This window comes from Photobacterium sp. 270122K, from assembly GCF_059941365.1.
In genome coordinates this window covers 102,842-127,251 of sequence record NZ_JBPOEN010000004.1, presented here as the reverse complement: position 1 = coordinate 127,251, position 24,410 = coordinate 102,842, and the positions used below count along the sequence as shown (strand labels likewise).

The window sequence follows — 24,410 nt, the reverse complement described above, 5'->3', positions numbered from 1 at the left end:
ATAAAAGAGACAGATACGTTACTGTAAACCAGTAGGAGATACCAGCGAAAGGTGAGTTGACAGTGGGAAGGGCTGTTCTTTTCTGGCTTTTCTTCTGCTGGTTTTAAACGGTCTATCATTCTGTATAATGACGTGGTATTGAGTGAATAATAGCCAAGTAAAAAAGGGGAAAGCGTATGCGTCGTCGTTTTAAAGCGTGGGGAATGATCGTTGTGGTGATAGCGGCAGGGGCCGGTACGGTAGGGTGTACCAGCCGCTTACCGACGTCGGAAGAGCAAGCCGCGGTGACCCTTAAAGCGAATCAACCCTTAACCGAAGTACGCTATATTGAGGAAACAACCGGCCTGCAATGGGTGTCTCCATCACTGGATGTGGCCCAATATACCGCGTTGATCGTTGATCGTTGAACCCGTGGCCCTGCACCCCTTGGCGCAAAATGTAGACCAAATACCGACATCGGTACTTGAAAAAGTGTCGCAACGGCTGACGCAGCGTGTGAGCCAGCAACTATCGGTGGGTGTGCCGATTGTCGATGTGGCTAACCCCCATACCGCCACCCTAAAAATTGATATCACTCGTGCCAGCACCGAGATGGAAGAGCTGCAGATTACCGAAGTCTTGCCTTACGGGGCATTAATTGGCGGAGCGAAAGCTTTGCTGGGCACCCGTGATCGGAATGTGCGGATATTGGTTGAGTCCCAATTGGTAGACAGTGTTTCTGGTGAGGTACTGGCTGAACGGGTCAGTGTGTTGTTGGCGGAAGACATTCTAGAGAATGACCGTGAAACCTTGCGTTATGAACAAATAAAAGCGGCGGTTGATACGTTTACTCAAGATATTGTCGATTTTCTTCGGATTACGGTGTACGAAGCCGAACAGAGCTAACACGCATGTTTCATCATGCGTGCCATCTTGTTGTGCATGTAACGTGGTGAGTCTCACTGAACGGGGATCACCACGTAATCACCTTGCCGTCATAGCTAAAAAATTGACCAGAATCATCGGGGCCCGTTGCAGCGATCCGTTGAGCTAAACACTGCGCCACGTAATCTGGCGTGAACAGTTTGCCTTCCGGTACGTTTTTCTGGAAGGGTTGAGAGAGCTTAGTATCGGTCGTTCCTGGATGAAACGCGAAGACACAGCAGTGAGGCAGTTTGTAATGCCACTCTATACTGATGGTTTTCAGTGCCATATTGAGCGCTGCTTTAGCGCAGCGATAGCTGATCCACCCACCAGCCCGATTATCTTCAATACTGCCTATACGCGCTGACAGCGCCACAAAGTGGCTGTTGGGGCTGGCTTTTAGATGGGGGGAAAAGTGTTTGGCTAGCAAGAGGGTCGACAGCACATTGATTTGTATATTGTCAGCAAAGAATGTTGGGTCAAAAGTTGCAATGGATTTCTCTGGCAACTGTTCCGGCTGGTGTAACAGCCCTACCGCGTTGACCAATATTGTCAGGGTGGGCACAGCTTGTGCCAGCTGCGCGATCTCGGCTTCTTGCGTGATGTCTACCTGAAACCAGTGCACACCTTGCGAGATGTCAGTATTCAGTGGCGTTGTGGTGTGATACGTTGCATATATCATTGCCTCAGGGTATGTCTGACGAAAGTGTTGGATCAGCGCGAAGCCAATACCGCCAGAGCCACCAATGATCAGTATATTCACCGTGTGGTGTACTCCATGTTGGACACGACGCTATTGCCGTCGTGGTGATGTGAATGCTGGGTACGTACGGTTTCATACGGCGGAATCATGAAAATAGTGCACAGGGTGTGGGCACAAGCGAAGGGAATAGAGCGTTATGGTTGAAAAGAAAGTGCTGGTGGTGTGCATGGGCAACATTTGCCGTTCACCCACAGCTGAAGTGGTACTACGCACAAAAGCCAAAGAACAAAATATTCCGGTTATCGTTGATTCGGCGGGGACACAAGGGTATCACCGTGGTGAACGGCCCGATCCACGCTCACGGGCGGCGGGTGAAGCGAGAGGTTACCGCTTTAAGGGAGTGAAGGCGAGAAAGGTAACAGATGACGATTTTATTCATTTTGACCTGATTTTAGCCGCGGATCGCGACAACTTACGTGTGTTAACGGCGCTGTGTCCGGCTGAACACCAACACAAACTGGGGTTGTTTTTGCAATATGGCGAAAACCCGGCCGAAGAAATCCCCGATCCGTATTATGGCGGTCAACGTGGTTTTGACCATGTCCTCGATTTGGTAGAGCAAGCCGCTGATGGCCTGCTGATACACCTTTCACGCAAGTATGATAACTAACGGCTATCCTGATGCAGCATGGTGTGAAAGCGCTGAGCAATCATGACTAAAGACACAAACAAAAACGCCCACTGCATTGCGTGGGCGTTTTACGTTGTAACGGACTCAGAATACGAGGGGGGATTAACCTAGCGTATCGGTAACCACTTTGTACGTTGGATCTTCCATCATGTTCACTTCAACCAGATTACCGGCTTTTTTCAGTAGTGAACGACACTCTGGGCTGAGGTGACGAATATGCAGGGTTTTCCCTTGATTCGAGTAACGCTCAGCAATGGTATCAATCGCTTCGACTGCAGAGTGGTCTGCAACGCGAGACTGAGCAAAATCAATGATCACATCAGCAGGATCGTTCTTTGCGTCAAACAGCTCAAGGAAGTGCGACACTGAACCAAAGAACAATGGGCCATTCACTTTGTAGACTTTAGAGCCTTTCTCATCCAAGTAGCTTGAGGCGTAAATATGCTTTGCGTGGTTCCATGCAAACACCAAGGCGGAGTAAATCACACCGACAATAACCGCCAGCGCAAGGTCAAACGCAACGGTTACCGCAGTAACCAAGATGATGGCAAAGAAGTCATGTTTTGGTACTTTACGTGCCATTTTGAAGCTGGCCCATTCAAAGGTACCGATCACCACCATGAACATCACACCGACAAGTGCAGCCAGTGGGATCATCTCAATTAGCGCTGAGCCAAAAAGAATAAACAGCAACAGACCGACCGCACCGGTAATACCTGACAAGCGACCGCGGCCACCGGAATTAATATTGATCATAGACTGGCCGATCATGGCACAACCACCCATCGCACCAAACACAGAACAAGTGACGTTCGCAAGGCCTTGACCCATACACTCGCGGTTACCTTGACCACGGGTGCCGGTCATTTCATCGATCACGGTCAACGTAAGCAATGATTCAATCAAGCCTACGGCAGCAAGGATCACAGAATAAGGCAGGATAATTTTTAAGGTTTCGATGTTGAAACCCACGTCTGGCAGCGCAAAGGTAGGCAGAGAGCCCGCTAAGGTTGCGTTAACGTCGCCACTCATCGTACGCACAAAATCGATGACCGTGCGTGTGTCGAGGCCCAGACCATGTACCAATGCGGTAACGGTAATGATGGCAACCAGTGAAGACGGAACGGCTTTGGTGAGTTTTGGCAAAAAATGGATGATGAACATGGTCAACGCCACTAACCCAAGCATGATGTAAAGCTGCGGACCTTGCATCCATTCTAGCGCACCGTCAGTACCCGGTACTTTGAACTGGCCCAGCTGTGCCAAAAATATCACGATGGCCAAGCCATTCACGAAACCGATCATCACCGGGTGAGGCACAATGCGGATGAATTTGCCGAGTTTGAAGACCCCCGCAAGGATCTGTAGTACCCCTGCGAGCATGACAGCGGCAAACAAGTATTGAATACCGTGTTCAGCCACAAGACTGACCATGACAACAGCCATGGCACCGGTTGCACCGGAAATCATGCCTGGGCGACCGCCCAAAACAGCGGTAACGAAGCCAACGATGAACGCGGCGTACAAGCCCACCATCGGATCAACCCCAGCAACAAAGGCAAAGGCGACCGCTTCAGGGACAAGGGCAAGAGCTACGGTGAGCCCTGATAGGACGTCATTTTTGACGGATTGGCGCGAAAATTGGGGGAATTCAAACATTGATTAGTTTTGTTCCGATTTTGAAAGGGTTATAACGCTTATAAGGTGGCAGATCGTACAGAAATATGTGATTTACTTCAATGTTTAAGCGGTATTTTTATCACTATTCGTTAACGAGTGTAAGAAAGTTTGATGTTAATTGCATAAAAGTTGAAAAAATAACGCAGTTTCAAATGGGATAAAAAGTAGGCTATAGCGAGAGATTGAGAGAGCGATAGAGAGATTGAGAGATAGAGAGATTGAGAGATAGAGAGATTGAGAGATAGAGAGATTGAGAGATAGAGAGATTGAAAGAGGAAAGCAGCAGGATAGTGAGCTGGCAAGTAACGAGCGGAAACAAAAAAGCCATGCTTTCGCATGGCTTTTTGATTAACAAGGCAACACCTTACATGACAGGTTTGCTCATTGGTGCTGTTGCTGTGCTGGTTGCTGTTTGGCTACCAGCCTGACGTGCACTCAAGCGAGATTCACGCAGTGGGGCAATCGCGACAACAACAGCATCTGCAGCGCTCGCAGGAGCCGGTGCTTTTGCCATTGGTGCGACAGCATGGAAGCCGCGCGGTGACGTTGCTGTCACTTGCTTCGCGTTTACCGCTGCAACAACAGGTGCCGCAACAACAACCGCTTCTTCTGCTACCGGTTGTGCTTCTGTTGTGGGCTCTGCCACTGTTTCAACAACAGGTTCAGCAACGATAGCCTCAACCGGTGCAGTAGGCTCAGCAACAACGGCTGCTTCTTCTACTGCGTTGTCAACGATGATCACGTCTTCTGCGCTCACTTCGTCTTCAACCTCGGCAGTTTCCACGACAGTCGCTTCAGCGTGCTGTTGTGGGAACACTTTACCCATCGCCACTTCTGGCATTGCAACACCGCTTAGCTGCGCAGCTGGAGCAGCAACAGGCGCTTCAGCTTCAACCGCTGGTGCTTCTAGTGCTTCAACAGACGGCTTCGTCGCACGAGGCCAGACTTTGCCCATGGCCATTTCTGGCGAGGCAACACCGGTTTGTGGACGAGCGGCTTTTGGCTTCTCAACGATAGTTACCGCATTTTCAATGTCGTTTAGTACATCGTTTTGGTTATCTAGCGCGTGAGCGTCTGTTACCGCGTGATCTGCATCGTCATTTTCACGTGTATCACGGATGCGGCGACGGCGCTGGCCACTTGCGCGCAAGTGACGTGGTGAACGACGGTTACGACGCTGACCATTTTCCTGCTCGTTGCCTTTCTCTGCTTTCTGCTCGTTAGTTTCACCTTGCTCAGTCGCTTTCGCTTCTTTCGCCATAGCGGTGCCCATCATCTGTAGTTCAGTGTTTTGCACTGATTCAGCTTCAGGCTCTACGATTGCGGCAACAGGGGCTTGCTCAAGAGTGTCAGTAAGACGAATTGTTTTGCGCAGTTCACGACGCTGACGGCGTTGTTTCACTTTCGCTACTTTCTCTTGCTCTTGACCTTGTGCCGGTACTGCTTCAGCAACAGGCATTTCAACTTTCGCTGATTGCTGCTCTTCAGTGGCTTGACGACGTTGCTTCTGCGCTTGTGCATCATCACGACGTGGTTGACGCGGCTTTTGCTCTTTCTCTTTACGAGGTTGAGCGGCTTTGTCAGCTTGTACTTCAGGCTTGTCTTTCGCTTTTTCATTGCGACGACGAGACTGACGTTGTTCACGTTGCTCTGCGACTTGCTGTTGCTTGTTGTCAGACTCTTGGCGATCTTGACGCTCTTGGCGTTCAGGACGGCCACGACGTGTTTCTTTGTTACCGCGACGGTTGTCTTGTTGACGATCACCACGGCGGCCATCTTGACGACCTTCTTGGCGTTCGCCACGACGATTGTCTTGATTGCGGCGCGTGTCTTTACGATCGCGACGGTTGTTGCGGTTTGCGTTGTCTTTCTTTTCTTCTTTTTGTGGTTCGTTGTTAGAACCGGCAAAGAAGCTACTAATCGCAGCAAAGATACGGCTAAAGAAACCTGGCTTCGCTTCAGCGGCTTTTGCTGCTGGCTGTTGCTTCGGCGCAGGCGCGCTTGCTTTTGCTGCCGCTGGCTGTTGTGCTGGCGGTGCAGTGAAGCCTTGAAGTACAGGCTCTTCGCGTTTCTTCGTTACACGCTCTTGCGGCGCAGAATCAGACGCTTCTGCATCACGCAGGGCTTCGATAGTGCGAGGCAAGTTGTAAGATAGCGCATCGTGCTCATCACCTGAACGGACACGGATCACTTCAAAGTGAGGCGTTTCCATATCGGCATTCGGTACGATGATCACGCGAACATCGTGTGATTTTTCAATGTACTGAACAGAGCGACGCTTTTCGTTCAACAAGTAAGAGGCAATGGCCACAGGCACAATAGCCAATACTTGTGATGTGTTGTCTTTAAGGGCTTCTTCTTCGATCAGACGTAGGATAGAAAGCGATAAAGACTCACTGTCACGAATCACACCGGTACCGGTACAACGAGGACACACGTGGTGGCTTGCTTCCGCCAAAGACGGGCTCAAACGCTGACGTGACATTTCCAACAGACCAAAGCGAGAAATACGGCCGATCTGTACGCGGGCACGGTCCATACGAACGGCTTCACGTAGACGGTTTTCTACTTCACGCTGGTGACGCACAGGGGTCATATCGATAAAGTCGATAACAACCAAGCCGCCCAAGTCACGTAGACGTAATTGACGTGCAATTTCATCGGCCGCTTCAAGGTTGGTTTGCAATGCGGTTTCTTCGATATCGCCACCCTTTGTTGCACGGGCAGAGTTTATATCGATTGACGTTAGTGCTTCGGTTGGATCAATAACGATTGAACCACCAGAAGGCAAACGAACTTCACGCTGGAAGGCGGATTCAATTTGGTTTTCGATCTGGTAGTGGTTGAACAACGGTGTGTCGCTGTTTTCATACAGTTTTACGCGGCTGAGGAAATCAGGGCGAACTTGCTGAATATGATCACGTGCGCGGTCAAAGATTTTCTTGCTATCGATAACGATTTCGCCGATATCACGACGTAGATAGTCACGGATGGCACGAGCAATAACGTTACTTTCTTGGTGGATCAAGAACGGAGCAGACGCAGAATCAGCCGCACCTTTAACGCGTTCCCAATGGTTCAATAGGTAGTTAAGATCGTATTCTAAATCTTCGCCAGACTTGCCAACACCTGCTGTACGGACGATAAGGCCCATACCCTGTGGCAGTTCAAGTGTGCTTAGCGCTGCTTTAAGTTGTGTGCGTTCTTCACCTTCGATGCGACGAGAAATACCGCCAGCACGAGGGTTATTTGGCATCAGAACTAGGTAGCTACCAGCAAGAGAAATGAACGTCGTTAGGGCGGCGCCTTTGTTGCCTCGCTCTTCTTTATCGACCTGAACAATCACTTCCTGACCTTCTTTTAGGACTTCCTTGATATTAGGACGACCTTGGTAAGAATAATCATTTGGGAAATAATCGCGGGCGATTTCTTTAAGAGGAAGGAAACCGTGACGTTCAGCACCATAGTCAACGAACGCTGCTTCCAGACTTGGTTCGATACGGGTGATGCGACCTTTGTAGATATTTGATTTTTTAGATTCGTGGCCAGGGCTTTCGATATCAAGATCGAAGAGCTTCTGCCCATCAACTAATGCGACGCGCAACTCTTCCTTTTGAGTTGCGTTAATCAACATTCTTTTCATTATATTGTACTCGTTTTTTTTCATGTGCTAGTGCACTAAGAGACGAGTTTGTTATTGATGGTGCCGGACCCCAAGTCTGATCTGTCAATGCAACCTCACGGCTGGAATTCAGGGGTGCTTATGGCAACACGTATCATCCAACTGTACCAAGATGATTAGATCTGAAACTGTACAGCTGGTTCACCGATTCACGCGGCGGTATCTGTCACACCAATAAAAAATGTCACTAAAATGCACTAAAAAAACACTCCGAAGAATTTAACGTCTTACGCCACATGCTGCGTTATTCGTCAGAGCGGTATATTAAGTAGTCAAATGGGTGTTATTCTGTTCACCCTGATAGCAAAGTAGGCGTTTTTTCCTACCTTTGCATGCCAATCATAGCAGGGTGACTTTTTTGCGGCAATCTGCTTTGCATGCATGTTAGAATGAAACCCATGAAAGATGATAAACCAAAAGTGCAATTCATCGAAATTAATGATGACGTTGCAGGCCAGCGAATTGATAACTTTCTTCGCAATAGGCTAAAAAACGTACCAAAAAGCATGATTTACCGTATTTTGCGTAAAGGCGAAGTGCGTGTAAATAAGAAACGAATTAAACCAGAATACAAATTACAGGACGGTGATCTTGTTCGGGTTCCTCCGGTAACAGTACCGGAAAAAGAAGAACAGGCACCGATCAGTACCAAGCTTGATAAAGTGGCGGCATTAGAGTCTTGCATTATTTATGAAGACGATCACATGCTGATTCTGAACAAGCCCTCGGGTACGGCGGTACATGGTGGCAGTGGGCTGAAATTTGGCGCGATTGAAGCGCTGCGTGCATTACGTCCTGATGCCCGCTTCCTTGAGTTGGTGCACCGCATTGACCGTGATACCTCTGGTATCCTATTGATCGCGAAGAAGCGTTCAGCATTGCGTAAATTGCAAGAGCAGTTCCGTAACAAAACCGTGCAAAAATATTATTTTGCATTGGTCATGGGCGAGTGGAAAGCGAGCTGTAAGCAAGTGACCGCGCCGTTGTTGAAAAACGAAGTGAACAGCATTGTGCGTGTGAACCCGAACGGTAAACCGTCCGATACCCGTTTCAAGGTACTTGAGCGTTTAGATCAAGCAACGTTGATTCAAGCGAGCCCGGTAACCGGTCGTACGCACCAGATCCGTGTTCATTGTCAGTACGTAGGCCATCCTATCGCTTGGGATGATCGCTACGGCGATCCACGTTTTGATGCCTTTACCAAGAAAGTCGGCCTTGATCGTCTTTTCTTGCATGCGGCGAACATTAAGTTCACCCACCCAGGCACGGAAGAAGCGATGGATATTAGCGCGCCAATGGAGTCAAAACTGCAAAACGCAGTGACGAAACTACGCAAGGGCTAAGTGCCGATGCTATTTGTCATGTAAAAGCAGGCATTAACGATGAAAACGGCAGGAACGCGAGGGTGCACGAGTCACCCTGGTATTCCTGCCGTTTTTGTATGCGTAAAAAGTAGTGGTTTTTATTTTGCTTTAATCTGTTACAAAACGTGACAGCCCTGTTTTTCGAGCATTTCTCGTAGCGCAATGAGCGGCAGGCCGATCAGCGTATTTGGATCGCGGCCTTCAAGGCGGTCAAAGAGTGCAATACCCAATCCTTCGCACATAAAGCTGCCAGCACAACCCAGCGGTTGCTCACGTTCCACGTAATTGCGGATGGCTTCAGGTGTGAGTGTACGAAAGTGAACATGAAAGGGTTCACAAATGACATCGGCAGTGTCAGTCTTGGCATTGTAGAGGCATAACCCCGTGTAAAAGGTCACTACTTGGCCGCTGGCCGCTTCCAGTTGTCGACAGGCGTTGTCGACAGTATGGGGTTTACCGACGATATTGCCGTTAATCACACAGACTTGATCGGAGCCAATAATCAGATGCTCGGGATACGCACTGGCGCAGGCGCGCGCTTTGCTTTCAGCCAATCGCATGACGAGTTGTTCGGCTTGCTCGCCGGGTAACGGGGTTTCATCAGTCTCCGGTTTCGCGGTAGAAAAAGGCAGTTGCAGTTTTTCGAGTAATGACTGGCGAAAGGGGGAGGTGGATGCAAGGAGAAGCGATTGAGTCATGAAATATACCGGGTTGAACAAGGTTATGGTAGTCTACGCGCCCGGTGAGAAGATCGCTACGTTATAATGAGTAGAGTGGTTGCGTATAAATTGCGACATTCTGCATCTGTGCGGCGAGGTTTTCATCATCTTTTGTGTGTTATTTGAGCATTGTTTTATAACGTTCGATTCTGTTACGAGACAGGCAGATAACAGACAAAAAGGTGGAAGTGGCCGAGTTGCGTGCGTTGTCGCCAACACGGTGTTTGTGAATTGATTGAATGGTATTAATTCACGCACATTTCCTTTGACTCAAGCAGATTAGAAGGCTAATATTCGCGCCCTATGCAAAAGGTAAAATTGCCGCGTACGGTTGATCCGGTTCGCGCAGCTCAAAAAAGACTCGATTATGATGGCATCATCAAGGCCGAACTTTTAGAGCGCTTAGCCGAATCAACGCAGAGCGTAACACGTGATGCAAACGTCACTTTATCATTTGACTTTGACCAACGTCACCTCGCATTTATGCGTGGACACGCTGATGTCGAAGTGACTATGACCTGTCAGCGATGCCGGGAAGATTATCAGCACGAATACCGTGTTGATTTTTGTTATAGTCCTCTCCTCAAACCTGAGGAAGCGGATGATTTCCCGGAAGCTTATGAGCCGGCTGAAGTCGATGAAAACGGTGAGATTAATCTGATTCAAATTGTCGAAGACGAATTGATTTTGGAACTACCTCAAGTCGCTATGCATGATGAAGCTGACTGTACAGCCAGCGGAAACATGACTTTTGGTGAGATCCCCGTTGCTGATGAGCGTCCGAACCCGTTTGCTGTATTGAAAAATCTAAAGTAAGTAATTTTAACAGGAGTAGGGTTAATGGCCGTACAAAAGAGCAAAAAATCACGTTCAGCACGTGGTATGCGTCGTTCACACGATGCACTAACAACTGCAGCTGTATCTGTAGATGCTACAAGTGGTGAAACTCACCTACGTCACAACGTGACAGCTGACGGTTTCTACCGTGGCCGCAAGGTTATCAACAAGTAAGGTTGAGCCTTGATTGGTCTAACCGTTGCACTTGATGCAATGGGCGGGGATTTCGGTCCCCAAGTAACAGTGCCTGCCTCCGTGCAGGCACTGTTGCAATTCCCTGAGCTCAAAATCATATATTTCGGTGATCAAAGTGCGATCACTGCTCAATTATCTCTCCTGAATCAATCGCATCACTCCCGTATCCGCATTGTCCATTGTGATCATGTTATTGCAAACGATACCCGTCCTTCTCAGGCGTTACGTCGTAGTCAAGGGTCCTCAATGCGTGCCGCAATCGAAGCCGTTGCCCAAGGCCAAGCCGACGCTTGTGTCAGTGCGGGGAATACTGGCGCGTTAATGGCATTATCCCGCTATATTATTAAGCAATTGCCTGGTGTAGATAGGCCTGCGCTTGTCTCGGCTGTGCCTACGCAAACCAATAAAAAAACCTGGTTGCTTGATCTTGGCGCGAACGTGTCGTGTGATGCAGACACCTTATTTCAATTTGCCGTGATGGGCTCGGTGTTGGCGGAACAAGCCGCAGACACACCACCTCGCGTGGCCTTGCTGAATATCGGCGAAGAAGAAATTAAAGGCAATGATCTGGTTAAGCGCTGTGCAGAAATGTTGACGGCCTCACCAGACATCCACTACATCGGCTACCTGGAAGGGGATCAGCTATACAGTGGTAAAGCGGATGTGATTGTGTGTGATGGTTTTGTCGGTAATGTCAGTTTGAAAACCAGTGAAGGTGTAGCCAATTTATTCATTGGGAACATCAAGAAAGCGATTTCTGAGAACCCATTGAAACGATTGATGGCTAAATGGCTGTTTCGTGACCTATTCGATAGCCTAAAGCAGCTGAACCCCGACCAGTATAATGGCGCGAGTCTGTTAGGATTGCGCGGTATTGTGGTGAAAAGCCATGGAAGTGCTGATACGACTGCCTTTGCCAATGCGATTGGTGAGGCGGTACACGAGGTCAAACGGCAGATACCGACCAAAATCAGTGACCGTTTGGAAGAAGTCTTACTCGAGAGGCATTATTAGTCTTCATGTATAGCAAAATTTTAGGTACCGGCAGCTACCTGCCGGAACAAGTTCGTTCTAATGCCGACTTAGAACAAATGGTTGAAACCAATGACGAGTGGATTGTCGCTCGTACTGGTATTCGTGAACGTCGTATTGCTTCTGCCGATGAAACGGTAGCGGTAATGGGCTATCAGGCCGCGTTAAACGCCATCGACATGGCGGGTATTCAAAAAGAAGACATCGACCTGATCATCGTCGCGACCACCAGTGCAAGCCACGGCTTCCCGTCGGCGGCCTGTCAGGTGCAAGGCATGCTGGATATTAAAGGTTGCCCGGCATTTGATTTGGCGGCAGCGTGTTCAGGGTTTGTTTACGCACTTAGCGTAGCAGATCAGCACATTAAAACCGGCATGGCGAAAAACGTGTTGGTGATTGGTGCCGATGCGTTATCGCATAAATGTGATCCTGAAGATCGCTCTACGATCATTCTGTTCGGTGATGCAGCCGGTGCGGTTGTGATTGGTGCCAGCGAAGAGCCGGGTATCATTTCAACGCATTTGCATGCTGATGGCCATTTCGGCGGCTTGTTGAGCTTGGCTGTGCCAGAGCACGGTAAAGCGTTCGAGGCCGACAAGTGGCTGTACATGGCAGGTAATGAAGTATTCAAAGTGGCAGTAACACAGCTGTCTAACTTGGTGAAAGACACGTTAAGTGCCAATAGCATGGACAAGTCAGAACTTGACTGGCTGGTTCCGCACCAAGCGAATATGCGCATTATTAAAGCCACGGCGAAAAAATTGTCGATGTCGATGGACCAAGTTGTCGTGACGTTAGATCGCCACGGTAATACGTCAGCAGCAACCGTGCCGACAGCATTGGATGAAGCCGTGCGTGATGGCCGTATCCAGCGTGGTCAAACGTTGTTGCTAGAAGCATTTGGTGGGGGCTTCACATGGGGCTCTGCACTCGTTAAGTTCTAATGCTGTGTTAATCATCGTATTTAATTGAATTTACTATGGCCTGACCCGGTTACGTTGTGCGTCATTGTGTCAACACAGTGACCACAGCGTAAGGGCAGTGCCTTTATGACACTGCGTAACATGCGTAGTCACAATAATAAGGATTCTCGAATGTCTAAGTTCGCGATTGTATTCCCAGGTCAGGGTTCTCAAACTGTTGGTATGTTGGCTCAATTGGCTGAGCAGTTTGATGTGGTTAAGCAAACGTTCGCTGAAGCGTCTGATGCGCTTGGTTACGATCTATGGGCGTTGGTACAAAACGGCCCAGTGGAAGATCTTAACCAGACACACCGTACACAGCCTGCGCTATTGACATCTTCTGTGGCTATTTGGCGTGTATGGCAAGAGCAGGGCGGCGCACAGCCAACGTTGCTAGCGGGCCACAGCTTGGGCGAGTACTCTGCATTGGTATGTGCCGGTGTGATTGACTTTAAAGCGGCCGTGAAATTGGTTGAGCTACGTGGTCAGTTGATGCAAGAAGCCGTGCCTGCGGGCGTAGGTGCAATGTCTGCCATTATTGGTCTTGACAATGACGCGATCGCGAAAGCGTGTGCGGATGCGGCAGAAGATCAAGTGTGTTCACCGGTAAACTTTAACTCGCCAGGTCAGGTTGTGATCGCGGGTAATAAAGAAGCGGTTGAGCGTGCAAACGTATTGTGTAAAGAAGCGGGTGCGAAGCGTGCCTTGCCATTACCTGTCTCTGTGCCGTCACACTGTGCATTGATGAAGCCGGCTGCGGATAAGCTAGCGGTTGCATTGGACGCACTTGAGTTTGCAGCACCAGCGATCCCTGTGATCAACAACGCAGACGTCGCAACCGAAACCGATCCTGCGGCAATTAAAGCGGCATTGGTTAAGCAACTATACAGCCCAGTACGTTGGACGGAGTCCGTAGAGCGTATGGCGAGTGAAGGCATTGAATCACTTCTTGAGTTTGGCCCAGGTAAAGTCCTGACGGGTCTGACCAAGCGTATCGAGCGTTCTCTGGGTGGTTCTGCAGTGAACGACATCGCTAGCTTTGAAGCGGCGAAGTAAGCCTGAATATATATTCAACGAGGAATAACAATGAGCCTGGAAGGTAAAATTGCCCTAGTAACGGGTGCGAGCCGTGGTATCGGCCGTGCAATTGCTGAGATTTTGGTTGAGCGTGGTGCAACGGTTATCGGTACGGCAACGTCTGAAAGCGGCGCAGAGGCGATCAGCGCATATTTGGGCGACAAGGGTAAAGGTTTTGCACTGAACGTGACATCACCTGAATCGATTGAAACCGTATTGAAGCAGATCAAAGATGAATTCGGTGACGTTGATATCCTAGTGAACAATGCGGGTATCACGCGTGACAATCTATTGATGCGCATGAAAGACGAAGAGTGGCAGGACATCATGGACACGAACCTGACGTCTATTTTCCGTCTGTCTAAAGCCGTATTGCGTGCAATGATGAAGAAACGTCACGGCCGTATTATCAGCATTGGCTCTGTGGTAGGTACCATGGGTAATGCCGGTCAAACGAACTATGCGGCAGCGAAAGCGGGCCTATTAGGCTTTACCAAATCGATGGCACGTGAAGTGGCATCGCGTGGTATTACGGTGAATGCGGTTGCCCCAGGTTTCATTGAAACGGACATGACCAAAGCACTGAATGACGATCAGCGCGCAGCGACATTAGCAAATGTCCCTGCTGGTCGTCTTGGCGATCCGCGTGAAATTGCAGCAGCTGTTGCATTTTTAGCCTCTGACGATGCTGGTTATGTGACCGGTGAAACATTGCACGTCAACGGCGGCATGTACATGATTTAATCAAAAATGTTGCATAACTTGATGATGCAAGTCAAACTCAACTTGTTTTCACTGAAAATCGTGGTTTGACCAGCGTGTTGAGTATTGCAACTTTTGCAGTATTGAATAAACTACAGCAAATCGCATTAGCGAATTCTTGTTTTAAGGAAATAGATTAATGAGCAACATCGAAGAACGCGTAAAAAAAATCATTATTGAGCAACTAGGCGTAGACGAAGCTGAAGTTAAAAACGAAGCTTCTTTTGTTGACGATCTAGGCGCTGACTCTCTAGATACTGTTGAACTAGTAATGGCTCTTGAAGAAGAATTCGACACTGAGATTCCTGACGAAGAAGCTGAAAAAATTACTACAGTTCAAGCTGCGATCGACTACGTTGTTGGCGCATCTGAGTAATTAAAAGAACTCCCCCCAGGCGGTCACCATGACCGCCTGATTTTATTTTACACCCCTTGTTTTTGTTTTATTCCTCAATTCCCGGAGAAATTAATCGTGTCTAAGCGTCGCGTAGTTGTTACTGGCATGGGTATGCTATCACCGGTAGGTAATTCTGTTGAATCATCTTGGAAAGCCCTTTTAGCCGGGACAAGCGGTATCCGCACTATTGAACATTTTGATGCTAGCGCTTTTGCTACCCGTTTCGCAGGTTTGATCAATGACTTCAACTGCGAAGATTACATGTCTAAGAAAGATGCACGTAAAATGGATTTGTTTATCCAGTACGGTATCGCAGCAGGCGTGCAAGCATTAAAAGACTCTGGCATTGACATTACCGAAGAAAACGCGAGCCGCGTAGGTGTTGCTATTGGTTCTGGTATCGGTGGCCTTGGCCTTATCGAAACGAACCACGAAGCCCTACTGGCAAAAGGTCCGCGTAAAATTAGTCCATTCTTCGTGCCTTCTACTATCGTGAACATGATTGCCGGTCACCTGTCTATCATGCACGGTCTACGTGGTCCAAACATCGCTATCTCTACCGCGTGTACAACTGGCCTTCATAACATTGGCCATGCCGCACGCATGATCGCATACGGCGATGCAGACGCTATGCTAGCGGGTGGTGCTGAAAAAGCATCAACACCACTAGGCATGGGTGGCTTTGCAGCAGCGAAAGCCCTGTCTACACGTAACGATGATCCACAAGCAGCATCACGTCCATGGGACAAAGATCGTGACGGTTTCGTTCTAGGTGACGGTGCCGGTATGATGATGCTGGAAGAATACGAACACGCGAAAGCACGTGGTGCGAAAATCTACGCAGAGCTTGTTGGTTTTGGTATGAGCGGTGATGCTTATCACATGACTTCACCATCTGCTGACGGTTCAGGCGGTGCATTGGCGATGGAAGCTGCGATCCGTGATGCGGGTATCAGCACCGATCAAATCGGTTACATCAACGCCCACGGTACGTCGACCCCTGCGGGTGACGTAGCTGAAACCCTTGGCATTAAGCGTGCTATGGGTGCAGCAGCAAGTAAAGTGATGGTTTCTTCAACCAAATCTATGACTGGCCACCTATTGGGTGCGGCAGGTTCTGTAGAATCTATCATCAGTGTCATGTCCCTTGTTGATCAGGCAGTTCCGCCAACAATCAATTTGGATAACCCTGATGAAGGCTGTGACTTGGACTACGTTCCAGGCGAAGCGCGCCAGGTAAACATCGAGTACGCTCTGTGTAACTCGTTTGGTTTCGGCGGCACGAACGGTTCACTACTGTTCAAGAAAATCTAATGGATAACCGGTTGTCATAATAAATCTATTATGTGACCTGTTATGATAGAACGGCCCAGCGCATTGCGTTGGGCCGTTTTTTTATCGGTCTATATTTACTCGTGACGTTAGGGTTAAGGTCACGGGGCATTTCAGTATTGGGTGGTGGATGATCCTAATCAATGGTGTGAATACGTCATCGGTCGCGGTGACGGACAGGGCAATGCAATACGGTGACGGGTGTTTCACTACGATGTTGGTGGACGGTGGGCAGATCCGGTTATGGCCTTACCATTTGGCGCGGTTGCAGCAGACGGTAGACGTGCTGGCGATCACCCCGCCGGATTGGCAAGCCGTGACGGACACGGTGCATGCTCTTGCTCCCACGTTATGTACGCAGGAAACCGTGGCGTCAGCCCCTGCCGACAAAGCCGGCATTAAAATATTGATTAGCCGTGGGAGCGGAGGGCGCGGTTACAACCCAACGGGGTGCAGTGATACGCAAGTGGTGATATCAACGTTTGGTTGGCCCGCGCATTACGCCCAGTGGCAGCAAGACGGTATTACGTTGGGCATTTGTCAGCAGCGGTTGGCACACGCGCCGATGCTTGCCGGATTGAAACACCTGAACCGACTTGAGCAAGTCATGTTGAAGCGAGAGGTGGAACAACAAGGGGATGTCGATGCGATCGCCTTGGACATTGACGGCAATGTGGTGGAAACCGTGGCGTCTAACCTTTTTTGGCGTCGGGGTGAGCAGGTTTACACCCCTGATCTTGAACTGTCAGGCGTTGCCGGGGTAATGCGCCGCCATGTTATCGAATTGCTGAGGGCAATGGGGTATCATACGCGGTTGGTTAAAGAGCCAATTGACAGTGTATTGGCAGCCGATGAAGTATTTATAACAAATGCCCTGATGGCGTTAGTACCGATTAATGAAATTCATGGAGTTATGTTTACTGAACGTCAAACCGTCAGTGAACTGAATAAGAGGTTGTATACGTGCTAAAGAAGTTGGTGATAGTAGTATGCCTGCTCGGCCTGATCGCTGCTGGCGGATTAGGTTGGTCTTATCAGCAGGTTAAATCATCGCTTGATCAATCTGTACTGAATCAAGAGGACGTATTGGTCACAGTGAAGGCGGGAACGTCGTACCGTGGTCTGTTAAATCAATTGGTGCGAGAGAACGTGATTGCGGCATCGCCGTGGACACGCTTTATTCCCCGTTTAGAGCCGCAATGGGCGAACGTGAAAACCGGTAGCTATTTAGTGACACCGGGTGGCAGCCTGCGCGACGTGCTGGCTTTGATCACGTCTGGCCGTGAGCACCAGTTTGCCATTACGTTGGTGGAAGGGGATCGCTTTGTCGATTGGCTCGCGCAACTGAAAGCCGCGCCTCACATCGTGCATGCCACAGAGGGCATGAGTGAAGCGGATATCGCCAAAGCATTAGGCGCCAAGGTCACGAAGTTGGAAGGCTATTTATTGCCGGAAACGTACCACTACACCGCGGGCACGTCTGATTTGGATCTGCTACGTCGTGCTTACCGTGACATGAATTCGTTACTGAGCGGTGCGTGGGAAACACGTGATGCCACTATTCCGCTGAAAACGCCGTACGAAGCCTTGATCATGGCGTCGATCATTGAGAAAGAAACCGCCGTCGATGGAGAACGTGGTGTTGTCTCTTCTGTGTTCATGAACCGTTTGCATAAAGGTATGCGCCTGCAGACCGATCCGACGGTGATTTACGGGATGGGGGATAAATACGACGGTAACATTCGCAAGCGCGATCTTCGCACGCCAACCGCGTATAACACGTATACCATTTTTGGTTTACCGCCGACGCCGATTGCGATGCCAAGTAAAGCCTCTGTACTCGCGGCCATGAAGCCTGATGAAAGCGGTTATTATTATTTTGTTGCCGACGGTAAAGGTGGCCACAAATTCTCCAAGACACTGTCAGAACATAACCGTGCTGTACGCGCATATTTAAGAGCACTAAGAAATAAATAATGATGGGTAAATTTATTGTAATCGAAGGGCTGGAAGGCGCGGGTAAAAGCACAGCCATTCAGCAAGTGATGCAGGCACTGTCTAATCACGGTGTTGAACACATTACCTCAACCCGTGAGCCGGGTGGTACGCCATTGGCCGAACAAATGCGCACATTGGTAAAAGAAGGCCACCCCGATGAGCCTTTGACTGATATGGCAGAACTCTTGCTGCTGTATGCGGCGCGTTCACAGTTGGTTGAAAACGTAATTAAACCGGCGCTGGCAAAAGGCGACTGGGTGGTGGGTGATCGCCATGATATGTCTTCTCAGGCTTACCAAGGCGGTGGGCGAGGGTTTGACCGTGACGTGATGGAGCGCTTGCGTGATACTGTGCTGGGGGATTTCCGCCCAGATTTCACGATTTACATGGATATCGATCCGGTGTTGGGGTTAGCGCGTGCTCGCGGCCGTGGCGAACTGGATCGCATTGAACAAATGAATGTTGATTTCTTCCACCGTGCCCGCGCGCGTTTTCTTGAACTTTCGGAAAACGATCCGCGTGTGGTGATCATTGATGCCAGCCAGACGCTGGAAAAGGTCACGCAAGACATTGTTGCCGCGTTAACACAATGGTTGGAGCAGCAGTAACATGTTATATCCGTGGCAAGAAGGGGTATGGCAGAACTGGCAGCAACTGCTAGAGCAAGGGCGTTTGCACCATGCTATTTTGCTGGTGGCACCACTGGGCAGCGGACGCGATGTGCTGGCGAAACAGCTGGCACAAACTGTACTGTGTCAAAATGGTGTGACTGAGCCGTGTGGTATGTGCCATAGCTGTCGATTGTTTGCTGCCGGTACGCACCCCGATTTTCATGCGCTTGCCCCTTTGCAGGAAGGCAAGTCGATTGGGGTCGATGCAGTGCGCCAATGTAACCGTTGGGCCGTTGAAACCTCACAGCTCGGTGGTAATCGTATCATTTTGATCGATTATGCGGATGCCATGGGCGAAGCGGCGGCAAATGCCTTGCTGAAAACTCTGGAAGAACCGCCATCGGGTTGTCAGTTCATTCTCTTGGCAGCATCATTGGATAACTTGTTACCGACCATCAATAGCCGTTGTAATAAATGGCGCTTGCCGATGCCAGACGAAGTGACGACCCAGAAATGGGTGGAAAACAAGTTAATGCAAAGCATTAAGCGAGAAACGGTGCGATTAAATGGGCGTGCGCCATTGGCCACGTTACAGTTTATCGAGCAAGGGCAGGATATTCGTTATGGTCACTTGCTGACGGCTTTTGCCGCTTTCTTACAGCCGCCCTTTATCGGTTTGTACGATGTGGCCGCGCAGTGTGCAGCAGAAGGCCATCACAGTTTGAAATGGTTAAGCTATTTCATGGTGGATTGCATGAAAGTGCAGCAAGGCGTGACGCAACACCTGATCCATTGTGAATCGTTGCCATTGGTGCAACAAGCCGCTGCGACGATCAGTCCGATGCTATTGATCAGTCAGATTAAACAAGCCAATGCGCTTTACCAGCAATTGGATCAGCATTCGGGTCTGAATACCGAATTGTTGATGGTCGATTGGCTGACCGGGTTTATGGCTCAACCGATTTAGGTTGGCCCAACGCATTTCACCTCATCAGCGCAACGCAGTGGCGTTTGTTATGATGGGGCTGAGAAACAAACAACGTAATAAGAGGAATACATTGTGCTAGTTGATTCGCATTGTCACCTGGATAAATTGGATTACGAGCAGCTTCATACAGGGATTGATGATGTGTTGGCGAAAGCCAAAGCCCGCGGGGTCGAGTACTTTCTGTCTGTTGGGGTGACGTTAGACAGTTTCCCTAACATGATGGCGCTGATTGAACCGCATGAGCACGTGTTTGCGTCTTGTGGGGTGCATCCACTGGACATTGAAGCCGGTTTTGATTTTGACAAGCTTAAAGAATATGCCTCTCACGAACGTGTGATTGCCATCGGTGAAACGGGCTTAGACTATCACTATCAACCTGAATTGGCCGATGCGCAAAAAGACATTTTCCGTCAGCACGTGCGTTTAGCGGTTGAGTTGAATAAGCCGCTGATCATCCATACCCGTATGGCGCGTGAAGATACCCTTCAGATCTTACGCGAAGAAGGGGCGGAAAAATGTGGTGGTGTACTGCATTGCTTCACCGAAAGCCTTGAGATGGCATTAGCGGCGATTGAACTGGGTTTCTATATCTCTATTTCAGGTATTGTTACCTTCAATAAAGCCAGCGAACTGAAACATGTGGTGAGCCAGTTGCCGTTAGAGCGATTGCTGGTTGAAACCGATTCACCGTATCTGGCACCGATCCCGCATCGTGGTAAACAAAATCAGCCCGCGTATGTGCGCGAAGTTGCTGAACATATTGCCTTATTGAAGGGTGTTTCAGTAGAAGAAGTCGAAGCGGTAACGACGGAAAACTTCTTCACACTTTTTTCGCGAGCCGAGCGAAGATAAGCCGAAAAAAGGAGCGAAAGCTCCTTTTTTTATGCCTGCTGTTAACGTTGTAAACATTTTACTTACATCCCACGCGTTATGCCCCACAGAAATGCCCGCTTATTTCCTAATGTTACTTAATTCTATTTTTGTAACGTTAAGTAACGTTGCTTACAGTATTGAAAGAAAAGAACATGTCGGTGGAAGTGCATTTTTATCTGGTTTTTTGATTTAAAATCAATTGTTTAGGTTGTTTGGTTTTGATTGTTAACGGTTTTTCTATTGTGATCAAGCTTGAGTTTTGAAATAAAATTTCACTCTGGGTTAGTAATTTTGATAGTCATCAAGTTATATTTACCGCCGCATCTTATACTTATGCTGTATATAAAGAACAGTATCAGCAAGAGGGCTACGGGGGTAGGTCGCTGATACGGAATTGAAATCTAATTAAAAACTCTATTCAGGAGCAGATTATGTTTAAGAACCTTTTTGCAAACCTGCAAAAAGTCGGTAAGGCACTGATGCTTCCAGTATCTGTGTTACCGGTTGCTGGTATCCTACTGGGTGTCGGTGCTGCCAATTTAAGCTTCCTTCCAGAGATCGTGTCTAACTTGATGGAACAAGCAGGTGGCTCGGTGTTTGGTCAGATGGCACTACTGTTCGCAGTGGGTGTTGCACTTGGCTTTACCAATAACGACGGTGTTGCAGGTCTTGCGGCAATCGTTGGTTACGGCATCATGACGGCGACGCTTGGCGTAATGGCTACCGTAATGGGCGTTGAAAAAATCGATACAGGTGTACTAGGTGGTATCCTTATCGGTGGTGTGGCGGCATGGGCATTCAACCGTTTCTTCCGTATTCAGCTTCCTGAATATTTGGGTTTCTTCGCGGGTAAGCGCGCAGTGCCAATCATCACAGGTTTCTCTGCGATTGCACTGGGTATCGTCCTGTCTGTGGTATGGCCACCAATCGGTGCGGCTATCGGTGCGTTCTCTGATTGGGCAGCACACCAGAACCCAACCCTAGCATTTGGTATCTACGGTGTTATTGAGCGTTCTCTAATCCCATTTGGTCTACACCACGTTTGGAACGTACCTTTCTTCTTTGAAGCCGGTACGTGTGTTGACGCAAACGGCGTAACGCAAAACGGCGTACTGACTTGTTACCTAGTGGCAGACGAAGTGTCTCGCGCAGCGGGTAATGGCTTCGGTCAGCTAGCGGGCGGTTACATGTTCAAGATGTTCGGTCTACCAGCAGCAGCGATTGCTATCGCTCACTGTGCGAAGCCTGAAAACCGTGCGAAAGTAATGGGTATCATGGCGTCAGCTGCACTGACTTCTTTCCTAACAGGTATCACCGAACCAATCGAATTCTCATTCATGTTCGTTGCTCCAATTCTGTACGGTATCCACGCGCTACTAGCGGGCTCTGCGTACGTAGTTGCTAACATGCTTGGTTTCGTACACGGTACGTCTTTCTCTCACGGTTTGATTGACTTCCTAGTCCTATCTGGCCATGCGCAGAAGATGGGTCTGATGATTGCTGTGGGTCTAGTATACGCAGTGATTTACTACACCGTATTCCGCTTCATGATCACGAAGTTTGACCTGAAAACACCGGGCCGTGAAGACGACGAAGACAGCAAAGGCGCTGCAGTAACGGGTTCTGAGCTTGCGGGTGAACTGGTTGCAGCCTTTGGTGGTAAAGACAACATTACTGGTCTTGATGCATGTATCACGCGTCTACGTGTCGCTGTTGCAAGCGTTGACAACGTTGACCAAGATAAACTGAAGAAACTAGGCGCTGCTGGTGTGGTTATCGCAGGTGGTGGTGTACAGGCTATCTTCGGTACTAAATCTGACAACCTGAAATCTGACATGGATGAGTGGATCCGTAATAACTAATTACCTCCCCCTCACTCTATCCATCTAAAAGGGAAGCTTCGGCTTCCCTTTTTCTTTTCGTTTTCTCTTTCTCTTTCTGTTTCTGTTTCCTTTTTCTTCTCTCTTCTCGACTATCTATTATCAACTATCTCTTCTATCGGGTTCGCTCTTGCTTGCTGGTGCCGTTTATTCTTTATGAGCCGTTGATCATTCTCGGTCAGCAGGGATAATGTGCGGCTCTGTTCTCTTCTGAATGTAGCCACTATGCGCCTTGATAAATTTGTTTGTAAAAGTACTGAGCTGACAAAAAGTGAAGCGGTCGAAAAAATTCATGCAGGCGCGGTAAGCGTCAATGGTGACGTTGTGATAAACGAAGCGGTACAGGTGCATGAAAATAATACTATTCTGTTGTGTGGTACTCGGCTGAAAGCCCGTGCCTTTCGCTATATGCTCATGCATAAACCGGCCGGTACGATTTGCTCAAACATTGATGAAGTGTACCCCTCGTTGTTCAATTATCTTGATGTCGATAACATCGCAGAGTTGCACATTGCCGGGCGTTTGGATGCCGATACAACGGGGCTCGTATTGATCACGGATGATGGCCGGTGGTCATTCAATATTACAGTGCCAACGAAGGCCTGCGGTAAAGTGTACCGTGTCATGTTATCCCATGACATCGCGGATCATGTCGCGGCGCAATTTGAACAAGGCGTACAACTGCAAGGCGAGCAGCAACTAACCTTACCCGCGACCTTGGAAGTGATCAGTGCCAGAGAGGTGCTGTTAACGATCACGGAGGGAAAGTTTCATCAGGTAAAGCGCATGTTTGCGGCGGTAGGCAACCGGGTTGTTGCGCTTCATCGTGAACAAATTGGCGATATTCGCCTCGATGTCGAGGTAGGGCAGTGGCGTTACTTAACCCATGATGAAATACAGTCATTCACGCGTTAACGACCATACATCCATACCGCCGCATTATTCAGGTAATCAACCTATTTCCCTTTGGCGTCTTTTTATCTTGCTGTGTTTGTCTTACATGCGAACCGCCTCATCACGCCAGTTGCGGTCTGTATGATGCTGCATAGATGTTTGATAGGATGGCCACAACATGGATCGTAATGAATAAAGGGAAAGAACATGACACTTTTCGCCTGGCTGCTATTTATACCGGCTTGTTTTGCATTAAATATGACACCCGGCCCCAATAACTTGTTGGCCATGAATAATGCCCGTTGCTACGGGTTTATCACAGCATTGATCGCGGGGATGGGGCGCATTCTCGCCTTTGTGGGGATGATAGCGCTGGCGGCCTCGGGATTAGCCGTCGTGTTATACACGTCAGAGATCCTTTTCATGATCATAAAAGTGGTCGGCGCGGGGTATCTACTTTGGATTGCCTACACCTTGTGGCATTCCGCGGCCAGTCCGGTATCGGCGGTGAAACCGAGCAAAACGCGTTTTCAATTGGCAAGGCAGGAATGCGTGCTGGCGGCAGGTAACCCGAAGGCCATTTTGATTTTCACCGCATTTTTACCGCAGTTTGTGAATGTCGAGGGCAATGTTGCGGAACAATTTTTTCTGCTGGGCAGTACGTTCTTAGTGTTAGAGGTGGGGGCGATTTCACTCTACGCGGCATTCGGCTTGTACCTGAGACAGTGGTTTTCACAGCCACGCATGGCCAAGCGTTTCAATAAAGCGTGTGCGCTTTTTCTTGCGTTGTCAGGCGGGAATTTATTGCTCAGCCGCTCGTCGTAACCGCC

Annotated in this window: 24 protein-coding genes; 20 read left to right on the top strand and 4 right to left on the bottom strand. The window is 49.0% G+C overall.

Annotated features, from left to right (window positions below; genetic code table 11):
• The first annotated feature begins 176 nt into the window (after positions 1 to 176).
• Positions 177 to 407 (top strand): hypothetical protein, encoded by a 231-nt coding sequence (locus tag ACSF8W_RS09100; RefSeq protein ID WP_500846922.1) that lies wholly within the window; start codon positions 177 to 179, stop codon positions 405 to 407.
• A 4-nt stretch (positions 408 to 411) separates the two neighbouring features.
• Positions 412 to 885, top strand: coding sequence for a DUF3313 family protein (locus ACSF8W_RS09095; protein ID WP_500846920.1), 474 nt, complete (start codon positions 412 to 414; stop codon positions 883 to 885).
• Between the two features lie 67 nt (positions 886 to 952).
• On the opposite strand, the gene ACSF8W_RS09090 is transcribed toward ACSF8W_RS09095, so the two are convergent.
• Positions 953 to 1,666, bottom strand: coding sequence for an SDR family NAD(P)-dependent oxidoreductase (locus tag ACSF8W_RS09090; protein ID WP_500846918.1), 714 nt, complete (start codon positions 1,664 to 1,666; stop codon positions 953 to 955).
• Between the two features lie 136 nt (positions 1,667 to 1,802).
• On the opposite strand from ACSF8W_RS09090, the gene ACSF8W_RS09085 reads away from it, so the two are divergent.
• Positions 1,803 to 2,276 (top strand): low molecular weight protein-tyrosine-phosphatase, encoded by a 474-nt coding sequence (locus tag ACSF8W_RS09085; RefSeq protein WP_500846916.1) that lies wholly within the window; start codon positions 1,803 to 1,805, stop codon positions 2,274 to 2,276.
• Positions 2,277 to 2,399: 123 nt separating this feature from the next.
• Here ACSF8W_RS09085 and ACSF8W_RS09080 read toward each other — a convergent pair whose 3' ends face one another.
• Positions 2,400 to 3,956, bottom strand: coding sequence for a SulP family inorganic anion transporter (locus ACSF8W_RS09080; protein WP_500846914.1), 1,557 nt, complete (start codon positions 3,954 to 3,956; stop codon positions 2,400 to 2,402).
• Between the two features lie 385 nt (positions 3,957 to 4,341).
• Positions 4,342 to 7,611: a ribonuclease E gene (rne, locus tag ACSF8W_RS09075; RefSeq protein ID WP_500847295.1), complete on the bottom strand. Its 3,270-nt coding sequence runs from the start codon at positions 7,609 to 7,611 to the stop codon at positions 4,342 to 4,344.
• 446 nt (positions 7,612 to 8,057) lie between these two features.
• Here rne and rluC point away from each other — a divergent pair, with 446 nt between their 5' ends.
• Positions 8,058 to 9,002, top strand: coding sequence for a 23S rRNA pseudouridine(955/2504/2580) synthase RluC (rluC, locus tag ACSF8W_RS09070; RefSeq protein ID WP_500846913.1), 945 nt, complete (start codon positions 8,058 to 8,060; stop codon positions 9,000 to 9,002).
• Between the two features lie 137 nt (positions 9,003 to 9,139).
• Here rluC and ACSF8W_RS09065 read toward each other — a convergent pair whose 3' ends face one another.
• Positions 9,140 to 9,721, bottom strand: a complete 582-nt coding sequence (locus ACSF8W_RS09065) for a Maf family protein (protein ID WP_500846912.1) — start codon at positions 9,719 to 9,721, stop codon at positions 9,140 to 9,142.
• A gap of 324 nt (positions 9,722 to 10,045) precedes the next feature.
• Between ACSF8W_RS09065 and yceD the strand changes: the two genes are divergently transcribed.
• The 16 genes from yceD (at position 10,046) to ACSF8W_RS08985 (ending at position 24,405) form a co-directional block, all read left to right on the top strand.
• On the top strand, positions 10,046 to 10,558 hold the full coding sequence (gene yceD / locus ACSF8W_RS09060; protein WP_500846910.1) for a 23S rRNA accumulation protein YceD: 513 nt from the start codon (positions 10,046 to 10,048) through the stop codon (positions 10,556 to 10,558).
• Between the two features lie 24 nt (positions 10,559 to 10,582).
• Entirely contained in the window at positions 10,583 to 10,753 is a 171-nt protein-coding gene (rpmF, locus tag ACSF8W_RS09055; RefSeq protein ID WP_428476747.1) for a 50S ribosomal protein L32, read from the top strand.
• Between the two features lie 9 nt (positions 10,754 to 10,762).
• Entirely contained in the window at positions 10,763 to 11,788 is a 1,026-nt protein-coding gene (plsX, locus tag ACSF8W_RS09050; RefSeq protein WP_500846908.1) for a phosphate acyltransferase PlsX, read from the top strand.
• A gap of 5 nt (positions 11,789 to 11,793) precedes the next feature.
• Complete coding sequence (locus ACSF8W_RS09045) at positions 11,794 to 12,750, top strand: beta-ketoacyl-ACP synthase III (RefSeq protein ID WP_500846906.1); 957 nt, start codon at positions 11,794 to 11,796, stop codon at positions 12,748 to 12,750.
• 150 nt (positions 12,751 to 12,900) lie between these two features.
• Positions 12,901 to 13,824, top strand: coding sequence for an ACP S-malonyltransferase (gene fabD / locus ACSF8W_RS09040; RefSeq protein ID WP_500846904.1), 924 nt, complete (start codon positions 12,901 to 12,903; stop codon positions 13,822 to 13,824).
• 30 nt (positions 13,825 to 13,854) lie between these two features.
• Positions 13,855 to 14,589 carry a 3-oxoacyl-ACP reductase FabG gene (gene fabG, locus ACSF8W_RS09035; protein WP_500846902.1) on the top strand — a complete coding sequence of 245 codons (735 nt, stop codon included), beginning with the start codon at positions 13,855 to 13,857 and terminating at the stop codon, positions 14,587 to 14,589.
• A gap of 157 nt (positions 14,590 to 14,746) precedes the next feature.
• Complete coding sequence (acpP, locus tag ACSF8W_RS09030; protein ID WP_016961388.1) at positions 14,747 to 14,983, top strand: acyl carrier protein; 237 nt, start codon at positions 14,747 to 14,749, stop codon at positions 14,981 to 14,983.
• Positions 14,984 to 15,079: 96 nt separating this feature from the next.
• Positions 15,080 to 16,318 carry a beta-ketoacyl-ACP synthase II gene (fabF, locus tag ACSF8W_RS09025; protein WP_500846900.1) on the top strand — a complete coding sequence of 413 codons (1,239 nt, stop codon included), beginning with the start codon at positions 15,080 to 15,082 and terminating at the stop codon, positions 16,316 to 16,318.
• 148 nt (positions 16,319 to 16,466) lie between these two features.
• A complete protein-coding gene (gene pabC, locus ACSF8W_RS09020; RefSeq protein ID WP_500846898.1) occupies positions 16,467 to 17,306 on the top strand; it encodes an aminodeoxychorismate lyase in 840 nt (279 codons plus the stop codon).
• A complete protein-coding gene (mltG, locus tag ACSF8W_RS09015) occupies positions 17,300 to 18,313 on the top strand; it encodes an endolytic transglycosylase MltG (protein WP_500846897.1) in 1,014 nt (337 codons plus the stop codon). The genes pabC and mltG overlap by 7 nt, the downstream gene beginning before the upstream one ends.
• Positions 18,313 to 18,942, top strand: a complete 630-nt coding sequence (tmk, locus tag ACSF8W_RS09010; RefSeq protein WP_500846895.1) for a dTMP kinase — start codon at positions 18,313 to 18,315, stop codon at positions 18,940 to 18,942. Before mltG ends, tmk begins: the two co-directional genes overlap by 1 nt.
• A 1-nt stretch (position 18,943) precedes the next feature.
• Complete coding sequence (gene holB / locus ACSF8W_RS09005) at positions 18,944 to 19,912, top strand: DNA polymerase III subunit delta' (protein ID WP_500846893.1); 969 nt, start codon at positions 18,944 to 18,946, stop codon at positions 19,910 to 19,912.
• 93 nt (positions 19,913 to 20,005) lie between these two features.
• Complete coding sequence (locus tag ACSF8W_RS09000; RefSeq protein WP_500846891.1) at positions 20,006 to 20,785, top strand: TatD family hydrolase; 780 nt, start codon at positions 20,006 to 20,008, stop codon at positions 20,783 to 20,785.
• Positions 20,786 to 21,237: 452 nt separating this feature from the next.
• The gene (gene ptsG, locus ACSF8W_RS08995) at positions 21,238 to 22,668 is read left to right on the top strand and encodes a PTS glucose transporter subunit IIBC (protein WP_500846889.1); all 1,431 of its coding nucleotides are present in this window, start codon (positions 21,238 to 21,240) and stop codon (positions 22,666 to 22,668) included.
• Between the two features lie 243 nt (positions 22,669 to 22,911).
• On the top strand, positions 22,912 to 23,601 hold the full coding sequence (locus ACSF8W_RS08990; protein WP_500846888.1) for a pseudouridine synthase: 690 nt from the start codon (positions 22,912 to 22,914) through the stop codon (positions 23,599 to 23,601).
• Positions 23,602 to 23,787: 186 nt separating this feature from the next.
• On the top strand, positions 23,788 to 24,405 hold the full coding sequence (locus tag ACSF8W_RS08985; RefSeq protein ID WP_500846886.1) for a LysE family translocator: 618 nt from the start codon (positions 23,788 to 23,790) through the stop codon (positions 24,403 to 24,405).
• Positions 24,406 to 24,410: the final 5 nt, after the last annotated feature.

Bases quoted from the DNA above. Each gene is read 5' to 3' on its own strand.
- ACSF8W_RS09100 (WP_500846922.1), top strand. From the start codon at position 177: ATGCGTCGTCGTTTTAAAGCGTGGGGAATGATCGTTGTGGTGATAGCG.
- ACSF8W_RS09085 (WP_500846916.1), top strand. From the start codon at position 1,803: ATGGTTGAAAAGAAAGTGCTGGTGGTGTGCATGGGCAACATTTGCCGT.
- ACSF8W_RS09080 (WP_500846914.1), bottom strand. From the start codon at position 3,956: ATGTTTGAATTCCCCCAATTTTCGCGCCAATCCGTCAAAAATGACGTC.
- rne (WP_500847295.1), bottom strand. From the start codon at position 7,611: ATGTTGATTAACGCAACTCAAAAGGAAGAGTTGCGCGTCGCATTAGTT.
- rluC (WP_500846913.1), top strand. From the start codon at position 8,058: ATGAAAGATGATAAACCAAAAGTGCAATTCATCGAAATTAATGATGAC.
- ACSF8W_RS09065 (WP_500846912.1), bottom strand. From the start codon at position 9,721: ATGACTCAATCGCTTCTCCTTGCATCCACCTCCCCCTTTCGCCAGTCA.
- yceD (WP_500846910.1), top strand. From the start codon at position 10,046: ATGCAAAAGGTAAAATTGCCGCGTACGGTTGATCCGGTTCGCGCAGCT.
- rpmF (WP_428476747.1), top strand. From the start codon at position 10,583: ATGGCCGTACAAAAGAGCAAAAAATCACGTTCAGCACGTGGTATGCGT.
- ACSF8W_RS09045 (WP_500846906.1), top strand. From the start codon at position 11,794: ATGTATAGCAAAATTTTAGGTACCGGCAGCTACCTGCCGGAACAAGTT.
- fabD (WP_500846904.1), top strand. From the start codon at position 12,901: ATGTCTAAGTTCGCGATTGTATTCCCAGGTCAGGGTTCTCAAACTGTT.
- fabG (WP_500846902.1), top strand. From the start codon at position 13,855: ATGAGCCTGGAAGGTAAAATTGCCCTAGTAACGGGTGCGAGCCGTGGT.
- acpP (WP_016961388.1), top strand. From the start codon at position 14,747: ATGAGCAACATCGAAGAACGCGTAAAAAAAATCATTATTGAGCAACTA.
- pabC (WP_500846898.1), top strand. From the start codon at position 16,467: ATGATCCTAATCAATGGTGTGAATACGTCATCGGTCGCGGTGACGGAC.
- tmk (WP_500846895.1), top strand. From the start codon at position 18,313: ATGATGGGTAAATTTATTGTAATCGAAGGGCTGGAAGGCGCGGGTAAA.
- holB (WP_500846893.1), top strand. From the start codon at position 18,944: ATGTTATATCCGTGGCAAGAAGGGGTATGGCAGAACTGGCAGCAACTG.
- ptsG (WP_500846889.1), top strand. From the start codon at position 21,238: ATGTTTAAGAACCTTTTTGCAAACCTGCAAAAAGTCGGTAAGGCACTG.
- ACSF8W_RS08990 (WP_500846888.1), top strand. From the start codon at position 22,912: ATGCGCCTTGATAAATTTGTTTGTAAAAGTACTGAGCTGACAAAAAGT.
- ACSF8W_RS08985 (WP_500846886.1), top strand. From the start codon at position 23,788: ATGACACTTTTCGCCTGGCTGCTATTTATACCGGCTTGTTTTGCATTA.